The organism is Flavobacterium sp., assembly GCF_040402895.1.
Taxonomy (GTDB): domain Bacteria; phylum Bacteroidota; class Bacteroidia; order Flavobacteriales; family Flavobacteriaceae; genus Flavobacterium.
In genome coordinates this window covers 69,217-88,066 of record NZ_JBBALR010000002.1, presented here as the reverse complement: position 1 = coordinate 88,066, position 18,850 = coordinate 69,217, and the positions used below count along the sequence as shown (strand labels likewise).

The 18,850-nt window shown below is 30.2% G+C and carries 18 protein-coding genes; 7 read left to right on the top strand and 11 right to left on the bottom strand.

The window, feature by feature from the left end; all coding sequences use genetic code 11:
* Window positions 1-34: 34 nt before the first annotated feature.
* The 4 genes from ABWP60_RS02460 to murQ form a co-directional block, all read right to left on the bottom strand.
* Window positions 35-892 carry a TerC family protein gene (locus ABWP60_RS02460; protein ID WP_353148020.1) on the bottom strand — a complete coding sequence of 286 codons (858 nt, stop codon included), beginning with the start codon at window positions 890-892 and terminating at the stop codon, window positions 35-37.
* A gap of 70 nt (window positions 893-962) precedes the next feature.
* Window positions 963-1,328, bottom strand: coding sequence for a DNA topoisomerase IV (locus tag ABWP60_RS02455; RefSeq protein WP_353148018.1), 366 nt, complete (start codon window positions 1,326-1,328; stop codon window positions 963-965).
* 3 nt (window positions 1,329-1,331) lie between these two features.
* Window positions 1,332-1,553, bottom strand: coding sequence for a DUF6095 family protein (locus ABWP60_RS02450; RefSeq protein ID WP_353148016.1), 222 nt, complete (start codon window positions 1,551-1,553; stop codon window positions 1,332-1,334).
* A gap of 7 nt (window positions 1,554-1,560) precedes the next feature.
* Window positions 1,561-2,379: an N-acetylmuramic acid 6-phosphate etherase gene (gene murQ / locus ABWP60_RS02445; protein WP_353148014.1), complete on the bottom strand. Its 819-nt coding sequence runs from the start codon at window positions 2,377-2,379 to the stop codon at window positions 1,561-1,563.
* 104 nt (window positions 2,380-2,483) lie between these two features.
* Here murQ and ABWP60_RS02440 point away from each other — a divergent pair, with 104 nt between their 5' ends.
* On the top strand, window positions 2,484-3,581 hold the full coding sequence (locus ABWP60_RS02440) for a glycosyltransferase (protein ID WP_353148012.1): 1,098 nt from the start codon (window positions 2,484-2,486) through the stop codon (window positions 3,579-3,581).
* Between the two features lie 6 nt (window positions 3,582-3,587).
* Window positions 3,588-3,983, top strand: a complete 396-nt coding sequence (locus ABWP60_RS02435; protein WP_353148010.1) for a sugar 3,4-ketoisomerase — start codon at window positions 3,588-3,590, stop codon at window positions 3,981-3,983.
* A gap of 21 nt (window positions 3,984-4,004) precedes the next feature.
* Here the strand turns inward: ABWP60_RS02435 and ABWP60_RS02430 are convergent, their stop codons facing one another.
* Genes ABWP60_RS02430 through ABWP60_RS02410 form a run of 5 tightly spaced genes read right to left on the bottom strand, consistent with a single transcriptional unit; the run spans window position 4,005 to window position 8,039 of the window.
* A complete protein-coding gene (locus tag ABWP60_RS02430; protein ID WP_353148008.1) occupies window positions 4,005-4,937 on the bottom strand; it encodes a glycosyltransferase family 2 protein in 933 nt (310 codons plus the stop codon).
* A 1-nt stretch (window position 4,938) separates the two neighbouring features.
* A complete protein-coding gene (locus tag ABWP60_RS02425) occupies window positions 4,939-6,039 on the bottom strand; it encodes a glycosyltransferase (RefSeq protein ID WP_353148006.1) in 1,101 nt (366 codons plus the stop codon).
* A gap of 11 nt (window positions 6,040-6,050) precedes the next feature.
* Window positions 6,051-6,419: a sulfite exporter TauE/SafE family protein gene (locus tag ABWP60_RS02420; RefSeq protein ID WP_353148003.1), complete on the bottom strand. Its 369-nt coding sequence runs from the start codon at window positions 6,417-6,419 to the stop codon at window positions 6,051-6,053.
* 14 nt (window positions 6,420-6,433) lie between these two features.
* Window positions 6,434-7,321 carry a lytic transglycosylase domain-containing protein gene (locus tag ABWP60_RS02415; protein WP_353148001.1) on the bottom strand — a complete coding sequence of 296 codons (888 nt, stop codon included), beginning with the start codon at window positions 7,319-7,321 and terminating at the stop codon, window positions 6,434-6,436.
* A gap of 58 nt (window positions 7,322-7,379) precedes the next feature.
* Window positions 7,380-8,039 carry an alpha/beta hydrolase gene (locus ABWP60_RS02410; RefSeq protein ID WP_353147994.1) on the bottom strand — a complete coding sequence of 220 codons (660 nt, stop codon included), beginning with the start codon at window positions 8,037-8,039 and terminating at the stop codon, window positions 7,380-7,382.
* A 203-nt stretch (window positions 8,040-8,242) separates the two neighbouring features.
* On the opposite strand from ABWP60_RS02410, the gene ABWP60_RS02405 reads away from it, so the two are divergent.
* The 3 genes from ABWP60_RS02405 (at window position 8,243) to ABWP60_RS02395 (ending at window position 11,775) form a co-directional block, all read left to right on the top strand.
* The gene (locus ABWP60_RS02405; protein WP_353147991.1) at window positions 8,243-8,533 is read left to right on the top strand and encodes an N-acetyltransferase; all 291 of its coding nucleotides are present in this window, start codon (window positions 8,243-8,245) and stop codon (window positions 8,531-8,533) included.
* A 243-nt stretch (window positions 8,534-8,776) separates the two neighbouring features.
* Window positions 8,777-10,876, top strand: coding sequence for a polyphosphate kinase 1 (gene ppk1, locus ABWP60_RS02400; protein WP_353147988.1), 2,100 nt, complete (start codon window positions 8,777-8,779; stop codon window positions 10,874-10,876).
* 8 nt (window positions 10,877-10,884) lie between these two features.
* Window positions 10,885-11,775: a Ppx/GppA phosphatase family protein gene (locus tag ABWP60_RS02395; protein WP_353147986.1), complete on the top strand. Its 891-nt coding sequence runs from the start codon at window positions 10,885-10,887 to the stop codon at window positions 11,773-11,775.
* 71 nt (window positions 11,776-11,846) lie between these two features.
* On the opposite strand, the gene katG is transcribed toward ABWP60_RS02395, so the two are convergent.
* Entirely contained in the window at window positions 11,847-14,066 is a 2,220-nt protein-coding gene (gene katG / locus ABWP60_RS02390) for a catalase/peroxidase HPI (protein ID WP_353147983.1), read from the bottom strand.
* A gap of 184 nt (window positions 14,067-14,250) precedes the next feature.
* Here katG and ABWP60_RS02385 point away from each other — a divergent pair, with 184 nt between their 5' ends.
* Window positions 14,251-15,912, top strand: a complete 1,662-nt coding sequence (locus tag ABWP60_RS02385) for an amino acid permease (protein ID WP_353147980.1) — start codon at window positions 14,251-14,253, stop codon at window positions 15,910-15,912.
* A gap of 21 nt (window positions 15,913-15,933) precedes the next feature.
* Window positions 15,934-16,599, top strand: a complete 666-nt coding sequence (locus tag ABWP60_RS02380) for a DUF2461 domain-containing protein (protein WP_353147977.1) — start codon at window positions 15,934-15,936, stop codon at window positions 16,597-16,599.
* 36 nt (window positions 16,600-16,635) lie between these two features.
* On the opposite strand, the gene ABWP60_RS02375 is transcribed toward ABWP60_RS02380, so the two are convergent.
* Complete coding sequence (locus ABWP60_RS02375; RefSeq protein WP_353147974.1) at window positions 16,636-18,801, bottom strand: endonuclease MutS2; 2,166 nt, start codon at window positions 18,799-18,801, stop codon at window positions 16,636-16,638.
* Window positions 18,802-18,850 lie beyond the last annotated feature (49 nt).

Sequence of the window (18,850 nt, the reverse complement as noted above, 5' to 3'; positions counted from 1 at the left end):
CAAGAGTTTGAAACTTGTCAGGTTTTTATATTATTTAATTCGTTACATCAGCATCTTTTAATTTCTCATCCATAATTTTACTATTGTATAAAACTACAGGTTTACTGCTGTTTTTCTTCATTTTCAGATTTAAAAACTCTACAAATAACGAGAAGAAAATAGAGAAGTATAAATACCCTTTTGGAATACTATTAACGGTTTCACCACCAAAGAATTTAAAGTTAGCTAAGTGTGATCCTTCTGCTAAAAGCATGACACCAATTAAAATTAAGAACGATAAACCTAAAATTTGTATGGTTGGGTGATTGTTTACGAATTTACTAACAGGTCCTGCAAAAATCATCATAATTATTATTGAAATAATGATGGCCATAATCATAATTTCTATGGCACCAGCTGCACCAAATCCAACCGGTGGCTCTACAGCACTTACTAAACCAATCGCTGTTAAAATACTATCAAAAGAGAAAACTATATTTAATAAAGCAATTTGTAAAATGGCGGCTCCTAATGTATTACTGGCTTTTCCATTAGTTCCTTCTTCTTCACCTTCAAGTTTGTGATGTATTTCGGAAACAGATTTGTATAATAAAAACAAACCACCACCAAAAATAATTATGCTTTGTCCAGATATTTCTCCTGATAAAAACCCTAAATCGAAATCGAAAAACGATTTTTTTAAGCTCATAACCCAAGAAATCCCAAAAAGCAATATAATTCGGAAAGCCATCGCTAATAGCAAACCAATTCTTCTGGCTTTTGGTTGGTCTTTTTCTTCTAGTTTACCGGATACTATTGATAAAAATACAATATTATCAATTCCAAGTATAATTTCTAAAAAAGTTAATGTTAGTAGGGCAATCCAAGCGTCTGGGTTGGTTAATATTTCCATTTGATTAGGTATAGATTTTATTTTTAGAATTTAGTGTATTTTAAGATACGCTTATATTTTACGTAGAAAATTATAATTTAGTTACAGAACCAAATTGTTTTTTTGCATCGCCAACAAATGAATATTCAAAATTATATTTTAAGTCTTTGGTATTTAGTATTTTAACATGAACGGCTTTTTTTTCTGCTCTGTTCTTTGGTTTCATATTTTCTAAAATATATTCACAATCATTAATCCAGCGTATTGTAAAAGTATCAATAACTTGATTGTAGTTTTCAATTTGAATAGAATCATTTCTTTCAAAGGTACTGGTTAATTTTTTGCCATCAAAAGTGGTTTCTGAAGTAAATTTTCCGGTTTTAAAATCGGTACACTTTCTTTCTTGATTGTAACAAGAAACAAGTGTTATAGTAAGTAGGAATAGTATCTTTCTCATTTTTTATTTTTCAAACATGCTTTTCATTATCGTATTTATTCCTTTAAACATCAAATAAACGGAAAAACCACAAATAATAATTCCTAAAATTGCAACATAAATAAATAAAGGATGATTTTGATTTTTAAAGCTACTATTCAAGATAAACACACCTACAAAAAGTGTGGGCAGCGAACCTAATAATACGCGAAGTCCTTTGTTTAATATTGTTTTATTTATAGACATGTTATATTTATTTTTGGCTAATATAAAAATCAACAGCTTTTCTAACACTTCCATACTTTTGTAGTAACTTTTCTCCTATTTCATATGTTACAGGAATTTCTTCCATTATCATTCGTATGCCTCTGTCAATTAATTTATCATTACTTAATTGCATGTCTACCATTTTGTTGCCTTTTACTTTTCCAAGTGCAATCATAGTAGTTGTAGAAATCATATTTAATACTAATTTCTGTGCAGTTCCTGCTTTCATTCTGCTGCTACCAGTAACAAATTCGGGGCCTACAATTACATCAATTGGGTAATTTGCTGTTTGCGAAAGCGGACTATTTGCATTGCAACTAATACTTCCTGTAGTAATACGGTTTTCATTGCATTTTTGTAAACCACCAATAACATAAGGAGTTGTTCCAGAAGCGGCTATACCAATTACAACATCGTTTTCATTAATATTCCAGGCTTGTAAGTCAATCCAGGCTTGGTTTTTATTATCTTCAGCAAACTCAACTGCTTTTCTAATTGCAGTATCTCCACCTGCAATAATTCCGATAACGGTATCAAAATCTACACCAAAAGTTGGCGGACACTCACTTGCATCTACTACACCTAATCGACCAGAAGTACCAGCTCCTATATAAAATAAACGTCCACCTAATTTCATTTTAGAAATAACTTGCGTCGCTAATACTTCAATTTGTGGTAATGCTTTTTCAACAGCTAAAGGCACTGTTTTGTCTTCACTATTAATATTAGAAAGCAATTCACAAACAGACATTTTTTCTAAATGTTCGTATTTTGATGCTTGCTCCGTAGTTTTAATAAACGTCATTGAAATCCTTTTATTGTTGCTCAAATATACAAAGTATTTATAAATTTAAAGAATGACAGCCGTAGTTTCTTGAATATTTTTATATTTGTTAAAAACTATATCTTTTGACTCAAAAATCTCACAGATTAAAAATTTGTTTTGTTACCGTAACACTTTCAGATGGGGGTGCAGAAAGAGTTGCAGCAGATTTATCATTGTACTTCGAAAGTCAAGGTATTGAAGTGTATCACGTTGTTTTTTCAGGCAGAATTGAATATAATTATGCAGGTAAACTGTTTCATTTAGAACATTTGAAAGATAAAAGAAACAGTTGGTGGAGTAGATGCAAACGCTTTTTTGCTTTGAAGAAATTCTTTATGAATAATCATTTTGATTACGTAATTGACTTTAGAACAAAAGAGTATTTTTTACAAGAATTGATTATTCACAACTTAATTTATCCGAAATTCATTCAAACCATTCACAATTATCATTTAGAACATTATTTTAATAAAAGTAAGCTTTTATCAAAATTGTTGTATTTAAATTGTGCTAAATTTATTTCGGTTTCTAAAGCTATTCAACAAAAAGTAACAACCGATTATGGATTTAAAAATATAGGTCTTATTTATAATCCATTGAATTTTAATAAGATAGCATTCGAATCTAATGAGTTTTTTGATTTCAAATTTGATTTTATATTAGCGGCTGGCAGAATGCACAAAAATAATGTAAAACAATTTGATGTAATTATTGAGTCATATTCTAAATCAATATTGCCGTTAAATAACATTAAGCTTGTTATTTTAGGTGATGGAGATTTAAAAAAAGATTTAATTAATTTATCAAAAAAGTTAAACTTGGAAGATCATATCATTTTTGAAGGTTTTGTTTCTAACCCATTTAAATATTATAAAAATGCACTTTTTTTAGTTATGGCAAGTAAATTTGAAGGTTTTCCGATGGTAATTATTGAAGCTTTGTGTTGTAGATTACCTATTGTTTCTTGGGATTTTAATTCAGGACCAAGGGAGATAATAAAAAATAGAGAGAATGGTATTTTGGTTGAAAACTACAATAAAGAAAAACTAATTGAAGCAATGAACTTATTTATTTTAGATAATAAATTATATTTACATTGTAAAGAAAATGCATTATCGAGTGTAAAACAGTTTAGTATAGAAACTATTGGTAATGAATGGTTGAACGTATTTAAAAAATAAAAATTAATGAATTATAAACTCATAGATATTCCAAAAATTAACAACACAAAAGGAAATATTGGTGTTATTGAAAATGATACGATTCCTTTTGATGTAAAAAGGGTGTATTATTTGTTTGATGTGCCAAGTGGCGCTAAACGAGGTGGACATGCACATAAGAAACTAAAACAAGTTTTAATTGCAATTTCGGGAAGTTTTGATGTGGTTTTGAAGAATGGAAAATCCAAAGAAATTATTACTTTAAATAGACCCGACAAAGGTTTGCTAATTGAAAACAACATTTGGAGAGAATTGGAAAACTTTTCTTCAGGTTCGGTTTGTTTGGTGTTGGCTTCTGAAGAATTTTCGGAAAACGATTATATTAGAAGTTATAAGGATTATTTGAGCAATATAAAAGAGTAATTATTTAATTCAGTAAAAAAATCAATACGTACTTGTTTTTATACCTAATTTTAATAAAAGAAACTTCAATTTATCTACTGTATTTAAAACAAAACTTGGCATTTTTATAAGAACATTTTGTTTCCAATTTAAGTTTCTTGAATCAATAGTTGCGATCATTTTTTTCCAACGCAAATCGTTATTTTTCTTTAAGCGTTTTCCTAAAACATATCGTTCGAAATCGAGGTATTTTTTTATATCCGAATTCGTTTTTGCCCAATTTTCATAACTATCAAAATCAGGAATATTTTTGTTTAATAATGAACTCTGTGTAAGTTGGTTTTCAGTTTGCATAAAATAACGCATTTGAACCGAGTTAGTATATGCCAGTTTAAAATTGTAATTAGCTCTAATGTTGAAATCTAAATCTTCAGAAAAATTTATTTTTTCATTATAAAAACCAACCTTTTCAAATACTTCTTTATGAAAACAAACGGAACCATGATTATAAATCCCTTGTTTTATATTTATTTTGAAAAAGTTGATATACCCTGTAAAATCTTTTGGTAAAATTTCAGAACCATTGCAAGGATTTTTAATTACGGCATCCCAAACTTCTTCATAATTTGTTGCAAAAATTCTCGCTTCTGGAAAATTTTGAATTAATTGAAAGATACTTTCTAAAAAAGTAGGTTTCCATAAATCATCAGCATCTAAAAACGTTATATAATTAGAATTTGCTTTTTTAATTCCAGTATTTCTTGACGCAGATAAGCCACAATTTTTTTTATGATAAATTAATTGTACTTTTTCTGATTCAAATGTTGCGGCAATTGCAGCACTTTTATCTGAAGAAAAATCGTCAATAATTACTAATTCGAAATCTGTAAAAGTCTGATTTAAAACACTTTTTATAGCATTTTCAATATACTTTTCTTTGTTGTAAAGCGGAATTATGACAGTGAAAAAAGACATATTAATCGTTTAATATATATTGGAATACTTCATTCCAGTTTTGTAAATCTTTACTTGTGTCAAAAGGTGAAGTATTTCCTTGAAACGTATGATTACCTTCTACAAATTCAGTAATCAGTTTTGCTAAATCAGAAGCGCTATTTTCATCAAAAAAAGTTACTTTTTCATAATTGCCACAAGCTTCTTTGGCATAAGGTAAATTAGCCAAAAACATCGGCTTGTTGTATGCTTTTGCCTCTGAAATTGGCAATCCCCATGTTTCTATTTTTGATGGAAATAGTAAACAATCCATAGCATTATACATTGAAAGTAAATGACTTCTTTTTACTTTACTATAAAATTGAACATTTTTTAAATCGCCATATTTTTTAATTAAAAATTGGGCATATTTTTCTTTATTATCTTTTATGGTGGTGAAATGAAATTGGGTTTGTGCTAAAATATTTTTAGGCAAAACTTTTATTGCTTCTAATATTATTTCATGATTTTTATAGCTTCTTGGAAAACTTGGATAGAAAAAATGAATTTTATTGGCTTCAAAATTGTATTTTTCTGAAGTAATTTCCTCCACATATTCTGGAGTGGCAACTTTTATATTTGTAGGGTTGAATCGCTTTTCAAATACTTCTTTTATCCAATGTTGCTGTACAAAAACAGTATGATTTTTAGTAATATTAAATTGGAATAGCCTATCGTACAAAACGGAAAAAACGCCAATTTTGTAATTAAATTTCCAATCTCTCCAAGTAGGTTTAAATAATGTTGTAGGATGATGGCAATATACAAATTGTTTTTTTGCTACCACATTTGGCGTAGTATCGTGTAGGGAAAACCAAATGTCAGGTTGTACTTGTTTTGATAATTTTTTAAAATAAAAATACTCGTAATACAAACGAAACCACCAAGATTTTTTTGAAAGTGGCATCTCAATTATTGTAATATTTGAAAATTGAAATTTTGAGGCGTCATGAACCAAAGCGATAACTTCAACTTCCTTGTTTTCAATATGTTTAGAAAGTTCTTGTAAGGCATTGTGAAGAATAGTAAATATACCACCTTCTACCATATTTATACCCGAAATTACAATTTTTTTACTTTTCAATGTAATTTAGATTATTTGTCTAACAACATTTTTCCTGCAATAACAAGTAATACTACGGCAAAAATTTTCTTTAACAATTTTTGGTCTAATGTTAAAGCAAATTTACTTCCAAAAATACTACCTACAACAAAAAAAACAGCAATAATTGCGGCGTATTTTACATTAATTTGTCCTTCTTTATAGTAATTGAAAACCGCAACAGCTGTAACGGGTACTGCTAATACAGCTAAACTCGTGCCTTGTGCTTGGTGCTGATTAAATCCGAAAAACATGACTAATAATGGCACCATAATTATGCCGCCACCCACGCCAACCAATCCGCTAAGTACTCCTGCTAAAACTCCAATAAGAATTAAAGACAATATTATTTGTAGGGTCATTTTTCTTTTCATTTTTATTTATTATATCCTTCAATTGGAATTTCAATTTCGTATATTTTTTTTGTTGGATTAACTAATTTTTTATCACGCAACCATTGGTTATGTGTTTTTAAAATTTTATAGTTAATTCCTTGACTCATAGCAAATGTAGACAAATTTGTAATAGTAGAGTCTACCAATATTTTTTTTGTATTAATTTTTGGGTATAAGGCTTCTTTTGGAATTAAATAGCCATATTTTTCTGGATTTTTCATAATTTCTTTCAAAGCTAAAATTCTGAAAACATAACGAGAGGTTTCATCGGATAGCCATAAACTATAATAATCTGAAGTTTGTTGAAAAGTAATGTGATTTTGTAATCCAGTCATACCGCCATTGTAAGATGCGGCAGCTATGGTCCAATTTCCGAATTTATTTTTAGCTTTAATTAAATATTCACAAGCTGCTTGTGTTGATTTTTCAATATGATAGCGTTCGTCTACTTGTTCTGATACTTCCAAATTACTTTCTTTAGCTGTTGCTGGCATAAATTGCCAAACACCTTTTGCACCAGATGGGGAAATTGCATTAATTAAGCCGCTTTCAATTACGGCTAAATATTTAAAATCATTAGGAACATTATATTTTGCTAATATAGGTTCGATTATTGGGAACACTTTATTGGCTCTTTTAATTAAAATAGCAGTTGAAGCATTTAAATTAATATTTACTAACATTTCTCTATCTAAACGTTCTTTTACATCTGCTTGATTGGTTGGAACTTTTTCTCCACAAAAATCCATTTCACTTGGATATTCTACATGATTTTTTTTAGGTACGTTTTGGTAGGAACTAGCATAAATTAAAAACCCGCAAATTATAAATAGTGCGAATAATAAAATAGTTTTATTTTGGTGTTTCATAAGTCTGTAATTTTAGTAATATCCCTTATAATCATGGTAACTTTAAATATTTTTTTGTTTAATCTAATATTAAATGAGGTAAATTTTTATTCAACCATTTGTATTTATTTACAATCATGATATGCGTTCCACCCTTTACAACAATACAATTTTTAATATTAGAAATAGGAAAAACCATATCCTCATCACCGTGAATGTGTATTACTTTTTCATCAGGAACACTTCTTTGCCAAAGTAAAACATTTTCAATTGCCCAATCTAAATAGTTAGTTTGTTTCATAAATAGATATTTATTGTATAATTTTACTCTTTTAGCAAGTACACCTCTGCCTTTTATGTATCTTGATAAATAATTCACTTGCCCTAAAAGGCTGGTAGGTATTGCTTTATATAATTTTGTAGCCTTGGCTAATTTCATATGAATTGGCAATTCCTGGTTGCTTTTTACACTTGAAATAATGATAACTTTTTTTGTTTTAATTATTTCAGACATTTCTTGAACCATTATTCCACCAAAAGACACACCAATTAAAACGCAATTTTCATGCTTCACTTTTTCACACATTCTTTTTGCATAGCATTGTAAGGTCTCATTATAAATAGGCAAAATCCATTCTAAATAATACATTTCAAATTGTTCCTTAGGCAATTTTATATTTTCGAAGATAGCTATGCTTGCGGCTAAACCAGGAACAAAGTAAACTTGTATTTTCGACATTAGTTTGATGATTTCGTGCCTTAAAATTATAATATTAATTTTAATTGGGTTTCTTTTTTCGAAATAAAAATATTAATTTAACAAATAATTTTCTATTGTTATGATTTTCATTTGTTTACTACTTGATTTGTCTTTATTTTTTTGTAAATTTGCAGACATTTTAACAAACAATTAAGATTTGTTAGTATTTAAAACCCAAATTTATGCTAGTTGAGGAAATTAAAGACAATGAATTATTAAGACAATTTGAAACGAAAACCGCTTGTGGACTATTAACAATTGAATACGCCATACAAGAGCGAAAAATATTTTTAACAAAGCTTTGTGCCAGTGAAAACGAACAAGAGGATAAAGTAAATCAATTTATTTCTTCTGTTTTAGATATAGCTCAGGAACGCAAATTTAAAGTCGTTCCCACAAACACAAAAATTGTTTCTTTTTTTAGAAAAAATAAAAAATTTCATCAGTTATTACCCCCTGGTATTAAGATTTAGTACCTAATTTAAAAGTATTTAAACAGCATTAAAACTCGTTTTGATGCTGTTTTGGTTTATTATAATTTTATTAATAAATTACTAAATTTGTAAATGTTATATTTTCATCAATTTTTGTTAATTAAATATGAAAATGGTACCTTTATAACTAAATTTGGTTTTATTTTATAGTAAAAAATATTTAAAAAAATCAATTCATAAAGAAAAATTACTTTTCAAAATTAATAAGAATCAAAGTTTAGAATGAACCCATACATTGACAGAGAAAAAAGCTGGTTAGCCTTTAATGCTAGAGTGTTGCAAGAAGCTGCAGACGAAAACGTACCGTTATTAGATAGATTGAGATTCTTAGGTATTTTTTCAAATAATTTAGATGAGTTTTTCCGTGTTCGATATGCTGCAATTCGAAGAATGACATTAGAAAAAATTGATACTAAACCAATGTTGGGCGATATTTCTGCTGAACAGTTACTGAAAGATATTACAGAAATTGTAATAGAACATCAATCCGAAAGTCTACGAATATTAAATGATATTGAAAAAAAACTTGAAAAACAAGGAATTTATATCATTAATGAAAAGCAAATAAATAAAGACCAAGAAGCTTTTATTAAAGACTTTTTCATTCAAAAAGTCAGCCCGGAATTAGTTACCATTATGTTAAATGATTTAGTTGAGTTTCCTTTAATTAAAGATACTTCAGGATATTTAGCAGTAAAATTGGTAATGAATAATACCAAATCGGGATTTATTTCTCAATTATTAAATGATAAAGAAATCAAATATGCCATTGTAGAAATTCCAAAAACAATTAACCGATTTGTTGTTTTACCTTCTAATTCAGACAAACAATATATTATTTTACTAGATGATGTAATTCGATATAGTTTAGATCATATTTTTAATATTTTCGATTATGAAAGTATTGACGCGCACATGATAAAAATTACTCGTGATGCCCAATTGGAGTTTGATTCCGATTTAAGTAAGAGTTTAATTGAGAAAATTTCTTTTAGTGTAAAAGAGCGTAGAGTTGGAGAGCCTGTTCGATTTGTGTATGATCAAGCAATTGATAAAGATACGTTAGAGTTTTTTCTTAATAGAATGAAAATTGATAGTTCCGATTCAATAATTCCTGGTGGAAGATATCATAACCGAAGAGATTATATGGATTTTCCAAACCTTGGACGATACGATTTGTTGTACAAACAAAATGTTCCACTCCCTATTCAAGGTTTAAGTTTGGATGGAGGAATGTTGCAAAGTATTAAAGAAAAAGATTATTTGTTGCACGCGCCATATCAAACTTTCTCTTACGTCATTCGGTTTTTAAGAGAAGCTGCTTTAGACCCTAAAGTGCAATCTATAAAGATTACGTTATACCGATTGTCTAAAAATTCTCAAATTGTAAGTTCGCTTATCAACGCGGCTAAAAATGGTAAGAAAGTTACCGTTCAAATTGAATTACAAGCTCGTTTTGATGAAGCAAGTAACATATCATATGCAGAACAAATGCAGGAAGAAGGAATTAATTTAATATTTGGAGTCAAAGGTTTAAAAGTACATAGCAAAATTTGTTTAGTAGAACGTTTAGAAGAGGATGAAATTAAAAGATATGGTTTTGTTTCAACAGGTAATTTTAGTGAAGCTTCGGCAAGAATTTATACCGATGTTACCTTGTTTACAAGTGATTCAAAAATTTTAAAAGACATGTCAAGAGTTTTTGACTTTTTTGAAGTGAATTATAGGGTACATCGTTACAAACATTTAATTGTATCCCCACATTATACGCGTTCTCGTTTTATAAAATTGATTGATAGAGAAATTAAAAATGCTTCCGAAGGTTTACCTGCTTACATTAATTTAAAAATGAATAGTTTATCAGATTATAAAATGATAGATAAATTATACGAAGCAAGTAACGGTGGAGTTAAAATTAAATTGATAATAAGAGGCATTTGTTGTTTGGTTCCCGGTTTAAAAAATTATAGCGAAAATATTGAAGCAATTAGTATCGTTGATAATTTTTTAGAACATTCACGTGTTTTTATTTTTGGAAATAATGAAAATCCGGAAGTATTTATTTCTTCTGCAGATTTTATGACTAGAAATATTGATGCACGAGTTGAAGTAACATGTCCAATTTACGATCAAGAAATTAAACAAGATTTAATTGATACTTTTGAAATTGGATGGAAAGCCAATGTAAAAGCACGTTTACATTCAGATAAATTTGAAAATTTATACAGGAAACGTGGCGAAGACAAAGTATTTAGAGCCCAACAAGAAATGTATAAGCACTATCAAAATAAATTAGAAGTAATACTACCAGAAACTTTATAAACACATTAATGATTCAAATTAAAAAATATGCTGCAATAGATATTGGTTCCAATGCGATGCGGTTATTAATTACAAATATTATTGAACAAAAGGGTAAAGAAGTACAATTTAATAAAAGTGCCTTAATACGTGTCCCTATTCGTTTAGGGCAAGATGCCTTTACAGTAGGTGAAATTTCAGAAGAAAATATTGACAGAATGATTGATGCGATGCACGCATTTAAATTATTAATGAAGGTATATAAAGTTGAAAAATTTATGGCTTGTGCCACCTCTGCCATGCGTGAAGCATACAATGCTAAAGAAGTTGTTGAAATCATAAAGAAAAAAACAGATATAAAAATTGAAATTATTGATGGTAAAAATGAAGCTGCAATTATTGCCTCATCTGATCTACATCACTTTATAAATACAAATGAAAATTATCTTTATGTGGATGTAGGTGGCGGTAGCACGGAGTTTTCTTTGTTCTCAGACGGAAAAATGCTGGTTTCTAAATCATTCAAAAACGGAACTGTTCGTATGCTAAATAATATGGTTAACGAAGTGGTTTGGCAAGAAATTGAAAAATGGATAAAAACCAATACAGAAGGCATGAATAATATTATTATGATTGGATTTGGTGGAAATATCAATAAATCATTTAAGTTGTCTGGTAAAACGCAAGATAAACCATTGACTTATAAGTATTTAAAATCACAATTTGATCATATAAACGCTTTAACATACGAACAAAGAATTTCCGAATTAGGTTTAAATACTGACCGTGCCGATGTAATTATTCCAGCACTTTCCATATATTTAAGTGCGATGCGATGGAGCGGTGCCAATCATATATATGTACCAAAAATTGGATTAGCCGATGGTGTAGTAAAAGCTATGTATTACGAAAGAATATAAGCACAATACAAATAAATAAAAAAAAGGCAATTTGTTTCCAAACCACCTTTAATATAAAATATTGATTTTGATTATTTTGCGATGTCAAATCGGTCTAAATTCATCACTTTATCCCAAGCTTTTACAAAATCAGTTGCGAATTTTTGACTGGCATCTGAAGAAGCATACACTTCAGCTAATGCTCTTAATTCTGAATTCGAACCGAAAATTAAATCTACTCTAGTTCCTGTCCATGTTAATTCGCCAGTTTTGCGATTTCTTCCTTCAAAAATGCCAGCATCATTAGAAGATGCTTTCCAAGAAGTATTTAAATCTAATAAATTCACAAAGAAATCATTGGATAATGTTTCAGGATTATTAGTAAAAACTCCGTGTTTAGAATGGTTGTAATTCGCGTTCAATACACGTAATCCACCAACTAAAACTGTCATTTCGGAGGTAGTTAATGTCATTAATTGTGCTTTATCTACTAACATCTCTTCTGCGGAAACCGTGTATTGCGTTTTCATATAATTTCTGAAACCATCTGCTTCTGGTTCTAATACCGCAAAAGATTCAACATCTGTTTGTTCTTGAGTAGCATCATTTCTGCCTGGTTTAAATGGTACCTTAATATCATGATTTGCGTTTTTAGCTCCTTTTTCAATTCCAACAGCACCTGCTAAAACTATTAAATCAGCTAAAGAAACACGTTTACCATCGAATTGAGCACTATTAAATCCATTTTTAATATTCTCTAAAGTAGCTAATACTTTTGATAATTGCGCAGGATTGTTTGCTTCCCAATTTTTTTGTGGTGCTAAGCTAATTCTTGCTCCGTTTGCTCCACCACGTTTATCTGAGTTTCGGAAAGTAGAAGCGGATGCCCATGCCGTTGCAACCATTTCAGAAATAGAAAGTCCAGATTCTGCAATTTTAGTTTTTAAAATTGCGATGTCGTTTTCATCAATTAATTTATGTGTTACAGCCGGAATTGGATCTTGCCAAATCAATTCTTCTTGAGGTACTTCTGGTCCTAGGTATAAAGATTTTGGACCCATATCTCTATGTGTTAATTTGAACCACGCTCTTGCAAAAGCATCAGCAAATTCCTCTGGATTTTCATGAAAACGTTTAGAAATTTTAGCATATATAGGATCCATTTTCATAGCCATATCTGCAGTTGTCATCATTAATCTTTGAGATTTTGAAGCATCTCCAGCAGTTGGCGCCATTTTTGCATTCGAAGCTGCTGTCGGTGTCCATTGTTGTGCACCAGCTGGACTTTTGGTTAATTCCCATTCGTAACCCAATAATACGTTGAAATAATCATTGTCCCATTGCGTTGGATTTGGCGTCCATGCACCTTCAATTCCACTTGTAATGGTATCATTTCCAACACCTGTACCAAATGAATTTTTCCACCCGCGACTTTGTTCTTCAATTGGAGCACCAGCAGGTTCTGGTCCAACAAATTCTCCAGGATCTGCCGCACCGTGTGCTTTCCCGAATGTATGTCCGCCTGCAGTTAATGCAACCGTTTCTTCATCATTCATGGCCATTCTCGCAAACGTTTCACGAATATCTCTTGCCGAAGCTAGAGGATCGGGGTTTCCATCTGGGCCTTCTGGGTTTACATAAATTAATCCCATTTGAACCGCTGCTAACGGATTTTCTAATTCACGCTCACCTTGATATCTTTTATTTCCTAACCAATCACTTTCAGAACCCCAGTAAATATCTTGTTCTGGTTCCCAAACATCAGCGCGGCCTCCACCAAAACCAAACGTTTTGAATCCCATAGATTCTAACGCACAGTTTCCAGCTAAAACCATTAAATCAGCCCAAGAAATTTTATTTCCATATTTTTGTTTAATTGGCCATAATAATAAACGGGCCTTGTCTAAATTCCCATTGTCTGGCCAACTGTTAAGTGGTTCAAAACGTTGTTGTCCTGATCCAGCACCACCACGACCATCACCAATACGATACGTTCCTGCTGCATGCCAAGCCATACGAATAAAAAATGGACCATAATGTCCGTAATCTGCAGGCCACCAATCTTGAGAATTGGTCATTAAGTTAACGATATCTTGTTTTAAAGCTTCGTAATCAACACTTTTAAATGCTTCAGCATAATTAAAATCTTCACCCATTGGATTGGATAATTCTGAATGTTGACGAAGAATATTTAATTTTAACTGATTTGGCCACCAATCACTATTTCTTGTACCATTACCAGCTGTTTGTTTTGTTACAGCACCAGAAAAAGGACATTTTCCTCCTCCATCTGAATTTGAATTGTTTTCCATAATTATTATGTTTTTGTTTTTTTTCTTTACAAATTTATGCTTTAAATTATGTTTATTTACATAATTTGTAATTATATAAATTTATTTGACAATAGATTTTGATTATTTATTTTTGACATTAATAACTGAAAACAATTACAATTTTAATTCTATATTTGCTTTGCTAATCAAAATTTATAAAAAAATGAAAATTTTCAGAAAGAAATCAATTACAACGATATTAAAACAAGGAGGCGATGGTGAACATTCTGGTTTAAATAAAGTATTGACTGTAAAAGATTTAACTTTTTTTGGAATTGCTGCTATTATTGGTGGTGGTACGTTTAGTGCCATCGGAAACGCTTGCTTTTCAGGCGGACCTGCCGTAGTACTTTTATATATTATGTGCGCCATTGCTTGTGGTTTTACAGCAATGTGTTACGCTGAATTCGCATCTCGTGTGCCGGTTTCTGGTAGTGCGTATACGTATGCTTACGTTTCTTTTGGAGAACTTTTTGCATGGATAATTGGTTGGGCATTAATTATGGAATATTCAATAGGAAATATATATATTGCCTTTTCATGGAGTGGTTATTTTACTAACTTATTAGAAAGTTTTGGAATTTATTTACCAGAATGGTTAACCATAAATTATAAATCGGCACACGCAGCTTTTATTGCAAGTAAAGGTGACGAAGGTTTATCAGCATGGAAAAACGCGCCAATGTTAGGAAATTTGAAAGTAATTTTCGATTTACCAGCGGTGATTATTAATATTTTAATTACTTATTTGGTGTACAGAGGTACAAAAGAATCTAAAAACTTTAGCAATGCTATGGTGTATATAAAGTTAGCAATAATTGCCTTGGTAATAATTATAGGTGCTTTTTATGTAGATATTGATAATTGGACGCCTTTTATGCCAAATGGTTTTAGTGGAGTTATGGGTGGCGTTTCTGCTGTTTTCTTTGCTTATATTGGGTTTGATGCAGTTTCTACTTTGGCAGAAGAAAGTAAAAATCCACAACGCGATTTACCAAAAGGAATGATTTATTCGTTAGTAATCTGCACGATTGTTTTTATAGTTTTAGCTTTGGTTATTACAGGAATGGTTTCTTATAAACTGCTTGGCGTTAGTGATCCTTTAGCTGAAATATTTGCTTTAAAAGGTGTAAAATGGATGTTGTTTGTGGTTTCAATTGCAGCAGTTGTAGCTATGACTAGTGTGTTACTGGTTTTTCAAATGGGACAACCAAGAATTTGGATGACGATGAGTCGTGATGGTTTAATGCCTAAACGTTTTTCGACTATTCATCCTAAATATAAAACACCAAGTTTCGCTACTCTTGTTACTGGTTTAGTAGTAGGAATTCCCATCTTTTTTACGGATGAAAATTTTGTTTTAGATTTTACAAGTATTGGAACTTTATTTGCGTTTGTATTAGTTTGTGGTGGCGTTTTAATGCTTTCTCCACAAAGTGAAACCGAAATCGCAGAACGTGAAACCAAAGGAAAATTCAGAATTCCGTATGTGAATGCTAAGTTTATTTTTCCTGTTTTAGTTGCAATTGCTACAATATTAATTGTTAATTATGTTCCAGATTTCTTTACAAATCTTTTCGATTTTTCAATAGATAAATTAGCTACAAACATACCCATGTTGGTTTTTATTCTTGTTTGTATAGTAATGACAATTTTATCCTTCACTAAAAACTTATCATTAATTCCATTATTAGGATTAATTTCTTGTTGTTATTTATTAACAGGAATGGCGGTTTCTAATTGGATGTGGTTTGGCGTTTGGTTGATTATTGGATTGGTAATTTATTTTGCCTTCAGTTACAAAAACAGTAAACTAAATGATTAAATTTAATTTTAATAACTACTTATGTTAACAAAATCAACTTTTGAATTTTTAGATTTACTTGCTAAAAACAACAATCGCGATTGGTTTACCGAAAATAAAAAACGCTTTGAAACAGAAAATAATTTGGCAAAAGCTTTTTTTACAGAAGTCTTTACCGATTTGGAAAAAATAGATAGTTTAGAAAAAATGCAAGTGTTTAGAATTTATAGAGATGTACGTTTTTCTAAAGATAAATTGCCTTATAAAAATCATTTTTCTGTTGGATTTTCTAGAACAAAACCGATGCTTCGTGGTGGTATGTATTTACATATTGAAAATGAAGCGAGCTTTGTTGGTGGCGGATTTTGGGAACCCAATAACGAAGATTTATTGCGATTTAGAAAAGAATTAGAATTGGATGCCTCTGATTTAAGGAAAATTATCGCAGATGCAACATTTAAAAAAATGTTTGGAACTTTGGAAGGTGAAGAATTAAAAACCGCTCCAAAAAACTTCGATAAAACACATCCAGATATTGATTTAATTAGAAAAAAGCAGTTTTTATTAACCAGAAAATTTACAAACAAAGACGTATTATCGCCAAATTTTAAGGAAGAAGTACTCGCTACTTTTGCAGCAATGAGACCTTTTTTCAATTATATGAGCGATGTATTGACTACGGATTTAAACGGCGAAAGTCTTTATTAGATGATCTTTAGGTAAATTAAACCAAAAACTGCCACATTAACTTGGTTGAACATATTCTAAACTTTCTAAATTTGTTTTAGAGATAAACACGCCGTAGTTCACAGAAACTTTATTTTTTTCAATTTTCTCAATGGTTCCGATAGCTTTTCCATCTTTCATTCGAACTCTATCACCAACTTTTAAAACTACAACAGGTTTCTCAGGAATCAATTTGGCTTTGATTTTATTTTCCTTTTTTTCGGTACGAATTTCTTCTACTTTTACGTTTACTTCAGCAATTACTTGTTTCACAACAACTTCTTTGATTTTTTTCTCTTTAGCAGATATTTTTTTTCGTTTCGAATTTTCAATTTCAACTACTTTTAATAATTCTCCAATTAAGGTTTTTTTGTCTTTATTATTAAAGTATTTTTCGGCAATATCATCAATTTTTTGTCCCATATAAATCAAACGCTGATTGGCGTCATACAATTCCTGATAACGTTCTAGTTTATCCTGAATTTTACTATTTATGGATTCCATTTTCTTGCTTTCTTCACGCGCTTTGGTTTCTTCTTCTTTTAAGGAAACAGACGTTTTTTCCATTTTCGAGCGCTCTTTTTGTAAAGTAGCAATGGTTTTATCAAATCGTACTTTTGTATTTTCTATTTTCTTTTTCGCACGATTAATTAAACCATATGGAATTCCATTTTTCTGTGCGACTTCAAACGTAAACGAACTTCCTGGCTGACCCAAATGTAATTTATACATTGGTTCTAGTGACTTTTCATCAAATAACATATTGGCATTACTAGCAAAAGGCAATTCGTTGGCTAATATTTTTAAGTTGGTATAATGTGTGGTGATAATTCCGTAGGCTTCTCGGTCGTAAAATTCTTCTAAGAAAATTTCTGCCAAAGCACCACCCAATTCAGGATCAGAACCTGTACCAAATTCGTCAATTAAAAATAAAGTTTTGTCGTTACATTTTTTTAAGAAATAATTCATATTCTTCAAACGATAACTATAGGTACTCAAATGATTTTCAATGGATTGGTTGTCGCCTATATCTGTTAAGATTCTATCAAATAAAAACGTTTCACTACGTTCGTGAACTGGAATTAGCATCCCGCATTGTAACATCAATTGTAGTAAACCAATAGTTTTTAAAGAAATGGTTTTTCCCCCTGCATTAGGACCTGAAATTACAATAATACGATTATTGCTTTCTAGCTCTATGGTTTGTGGAAAAGTAGGTTTGTTTTCTAATTTGTTATTTAAAAGTAGAATAGGATGGAAGGCCTCTCTAAAAAACAAGCGCTTTTCAGTATTAATTTTTGGAAGTATTCCGTTAATTCTGTTGGCGTATTTTGCTTTTGCTGCAATTACATCCATATCAGAAAGAAAATCCTGATATTGAGAAATTAAGGGTGTATAGGGTCTAATTGTTGCAGAAAGCATGCGTAAAATTCGCATAATTTCTTCCCGTTCTTCAAACTCTAATACATTTAATTCTCGAGAATATTTTAATGTAGTTTCTGGTTCTATGTAGGCAATACTCCCTGTTTTAGAATTTCCTAAAATAGACCCTTTGACTTTCTTTCGATACATCGCTTGAACCGCTAAAACTCTACGATTATCAACAACTGTTTCCTTAATGTCATCTAAATAACCAAGTGAATTAAAGTGCGATAACGCCATTCCAAAACTTTGGTTGATTTTACCTCGAACCACATTAATACTTCTTCTAATGTTTACTAAATCGGGTGAAGCATCATCTTTAATTTCTCCAAATTTATTTACAATTTCTTCTATAGATTTTGTGATATAAGGTGTAAACTCAATTTGAGTAGATTTTTTGTATAATTCTGGATAATAATCCGAAAATTTCTTTAAAAATTTTAAATATTCATTGGTAGATTTACTTAAATCTAATATTTTTTTTATGGCTATTAACTCCAAGAAACTATCTTCAATAGCTAATAATTTCAAATCAGTAGTAACGGTCTCAAACCCATGATTTGGTAAAGCATTGTTATTGCTAAAAGAAGCTACATATTCATTGGTATATGCCAATTCTGAAAACAATATTTCTTTATTTTGGAATGGCTGAATTTGAAGTGCTTTTTCCATTCCAATTTCTGTGTTACAACGCTCAGAAATGGTCTGTAAAATAGTATGAAACTCTAAATCTTTTAGTGTTTTTTCGGTAATTGAAATCATTTTTAAATTCCTAGGATATTTGCAAAGTTACAAAAGATAAAGTTTTATA

What these genes read in the sequence shown, in the direction of transcription:
- katG (WP_353147983.1), bottom strand. Translation starts at nt 14,066, where the DNA reads ATGGAAAACAATTCAAATTCAGATGGAGGAGGAAAATGTCCTTTTTCT.
- murQ (WP_353148014.1), bottom strand. Translation starts at nt 2,379, where the DNA reads ATGACGTTTATTAAAACTACGGAGCAAGCATCAAAATACGAACATTTA.
- ABWP60_RS02460 (WP_353148020.1), bottom strand. Translation starts at nt 892, where the DNA reads ATGGAAATATTAACCAACCCAGACGCTTGGATTGCCCTACTAACATTA.
- ABWP60_RS02380 (WP_353147977.1), top strand. Translation starts at nt 15,934, where the DNA reads ATGTTAACAAAATCAACTTTTGAATTTTTAGATTTACTTGCTAAAAAC.
- ABWP60_RS02430 (WP_353148008.1), bottom strand. Translation starts at nt 4,937, where the DNA reads ATGTCTTTTTTCACTGTCATAATTCCGCTTTACAACAAAGAAAAGTAT.
- ABWP60_RS02405 (WP_353147991.1), top strand. Translation starts at nt 8,243, where the DNA reads ATGCTAGTTGAGGAAATTAAAGACAATGAATTATTAAGACAATTTGAA.
- ABWP60_RS02420 (WP_353148003.1), bottom strand. Translation starts at nt 6,419, where the DNA reads ATGACCCTACAAATAATATTGTCTTTAATTCTTATTGGAGTTTTAGCA.
- ABWP60_RS02375 (WP_353147974.1), bottom strand. Translation starts at nt 18,801, where the DNA reads ATGATTTCAATTACCGAAAAAACACTAAAAGATTTAGAGTTTCATACT.
- ABWP60_RS02385 (WP_353147980.1), top strand. Translation starts at nt 14,251, where the DNA reads ATGAAAATTTTCAGAAAGAAATCAATTACAACGATATTAAAACAAGGA.
- ABWP60_RS02395 (WP_353147986.1), top strand. Translation starts at nt 10,885, where the DNA reads ATGATTCAAATTAAAAAATATGCTGCAATAGATATTGGTTCCAATGCG.
- ABWP60_RS02450 (WP_353148016.1), bottom strand. Translation starts at nt 1,553, where the DNA reads ATGTCTATAAATAAAACAATATTAAACAAAGGACTTCGCGTATTATTA.
- ABWP60_RS02435 (WP_353148010.1), top strand. Translation starts at nt 3,588, where the DNA reads ATGAATTATAAACTCATAGATATTCCAAAAATTAACAACACAAAAGGA.
- ABWP60_RS02455 (WP_353148018.1), bottom strand. Translation starts at nt 1,328, where the DNA reads ATGAGAAAGATACTATTCCTACTTACTATAACACTTGTTTCTTGTTAC.
- ABWP60_RS02415 (WP_353148001.1), bottom strand. Translation starts at nt 7,321, where the DNA reads ATGAAACACCAAAATAAAACTATTTTATTATTCGCACTATTTATAATT.
- ppk1 (WP_353147988.1), top strand. Translation starts at nt 8,777, where the DNA reads ATGAACCCATACATTGACAGAGAAAAAAGCTGGTTAGCCTTTAATGCT.
- ABWP60_RS02410 (WP_353147994.1), bottom strand. Translation starts at nt 8,039, where the DNA reads ATGTCGAAAATACAAGTTTACTTTGTTCCTGGTTTAGCCGCAAGCATA.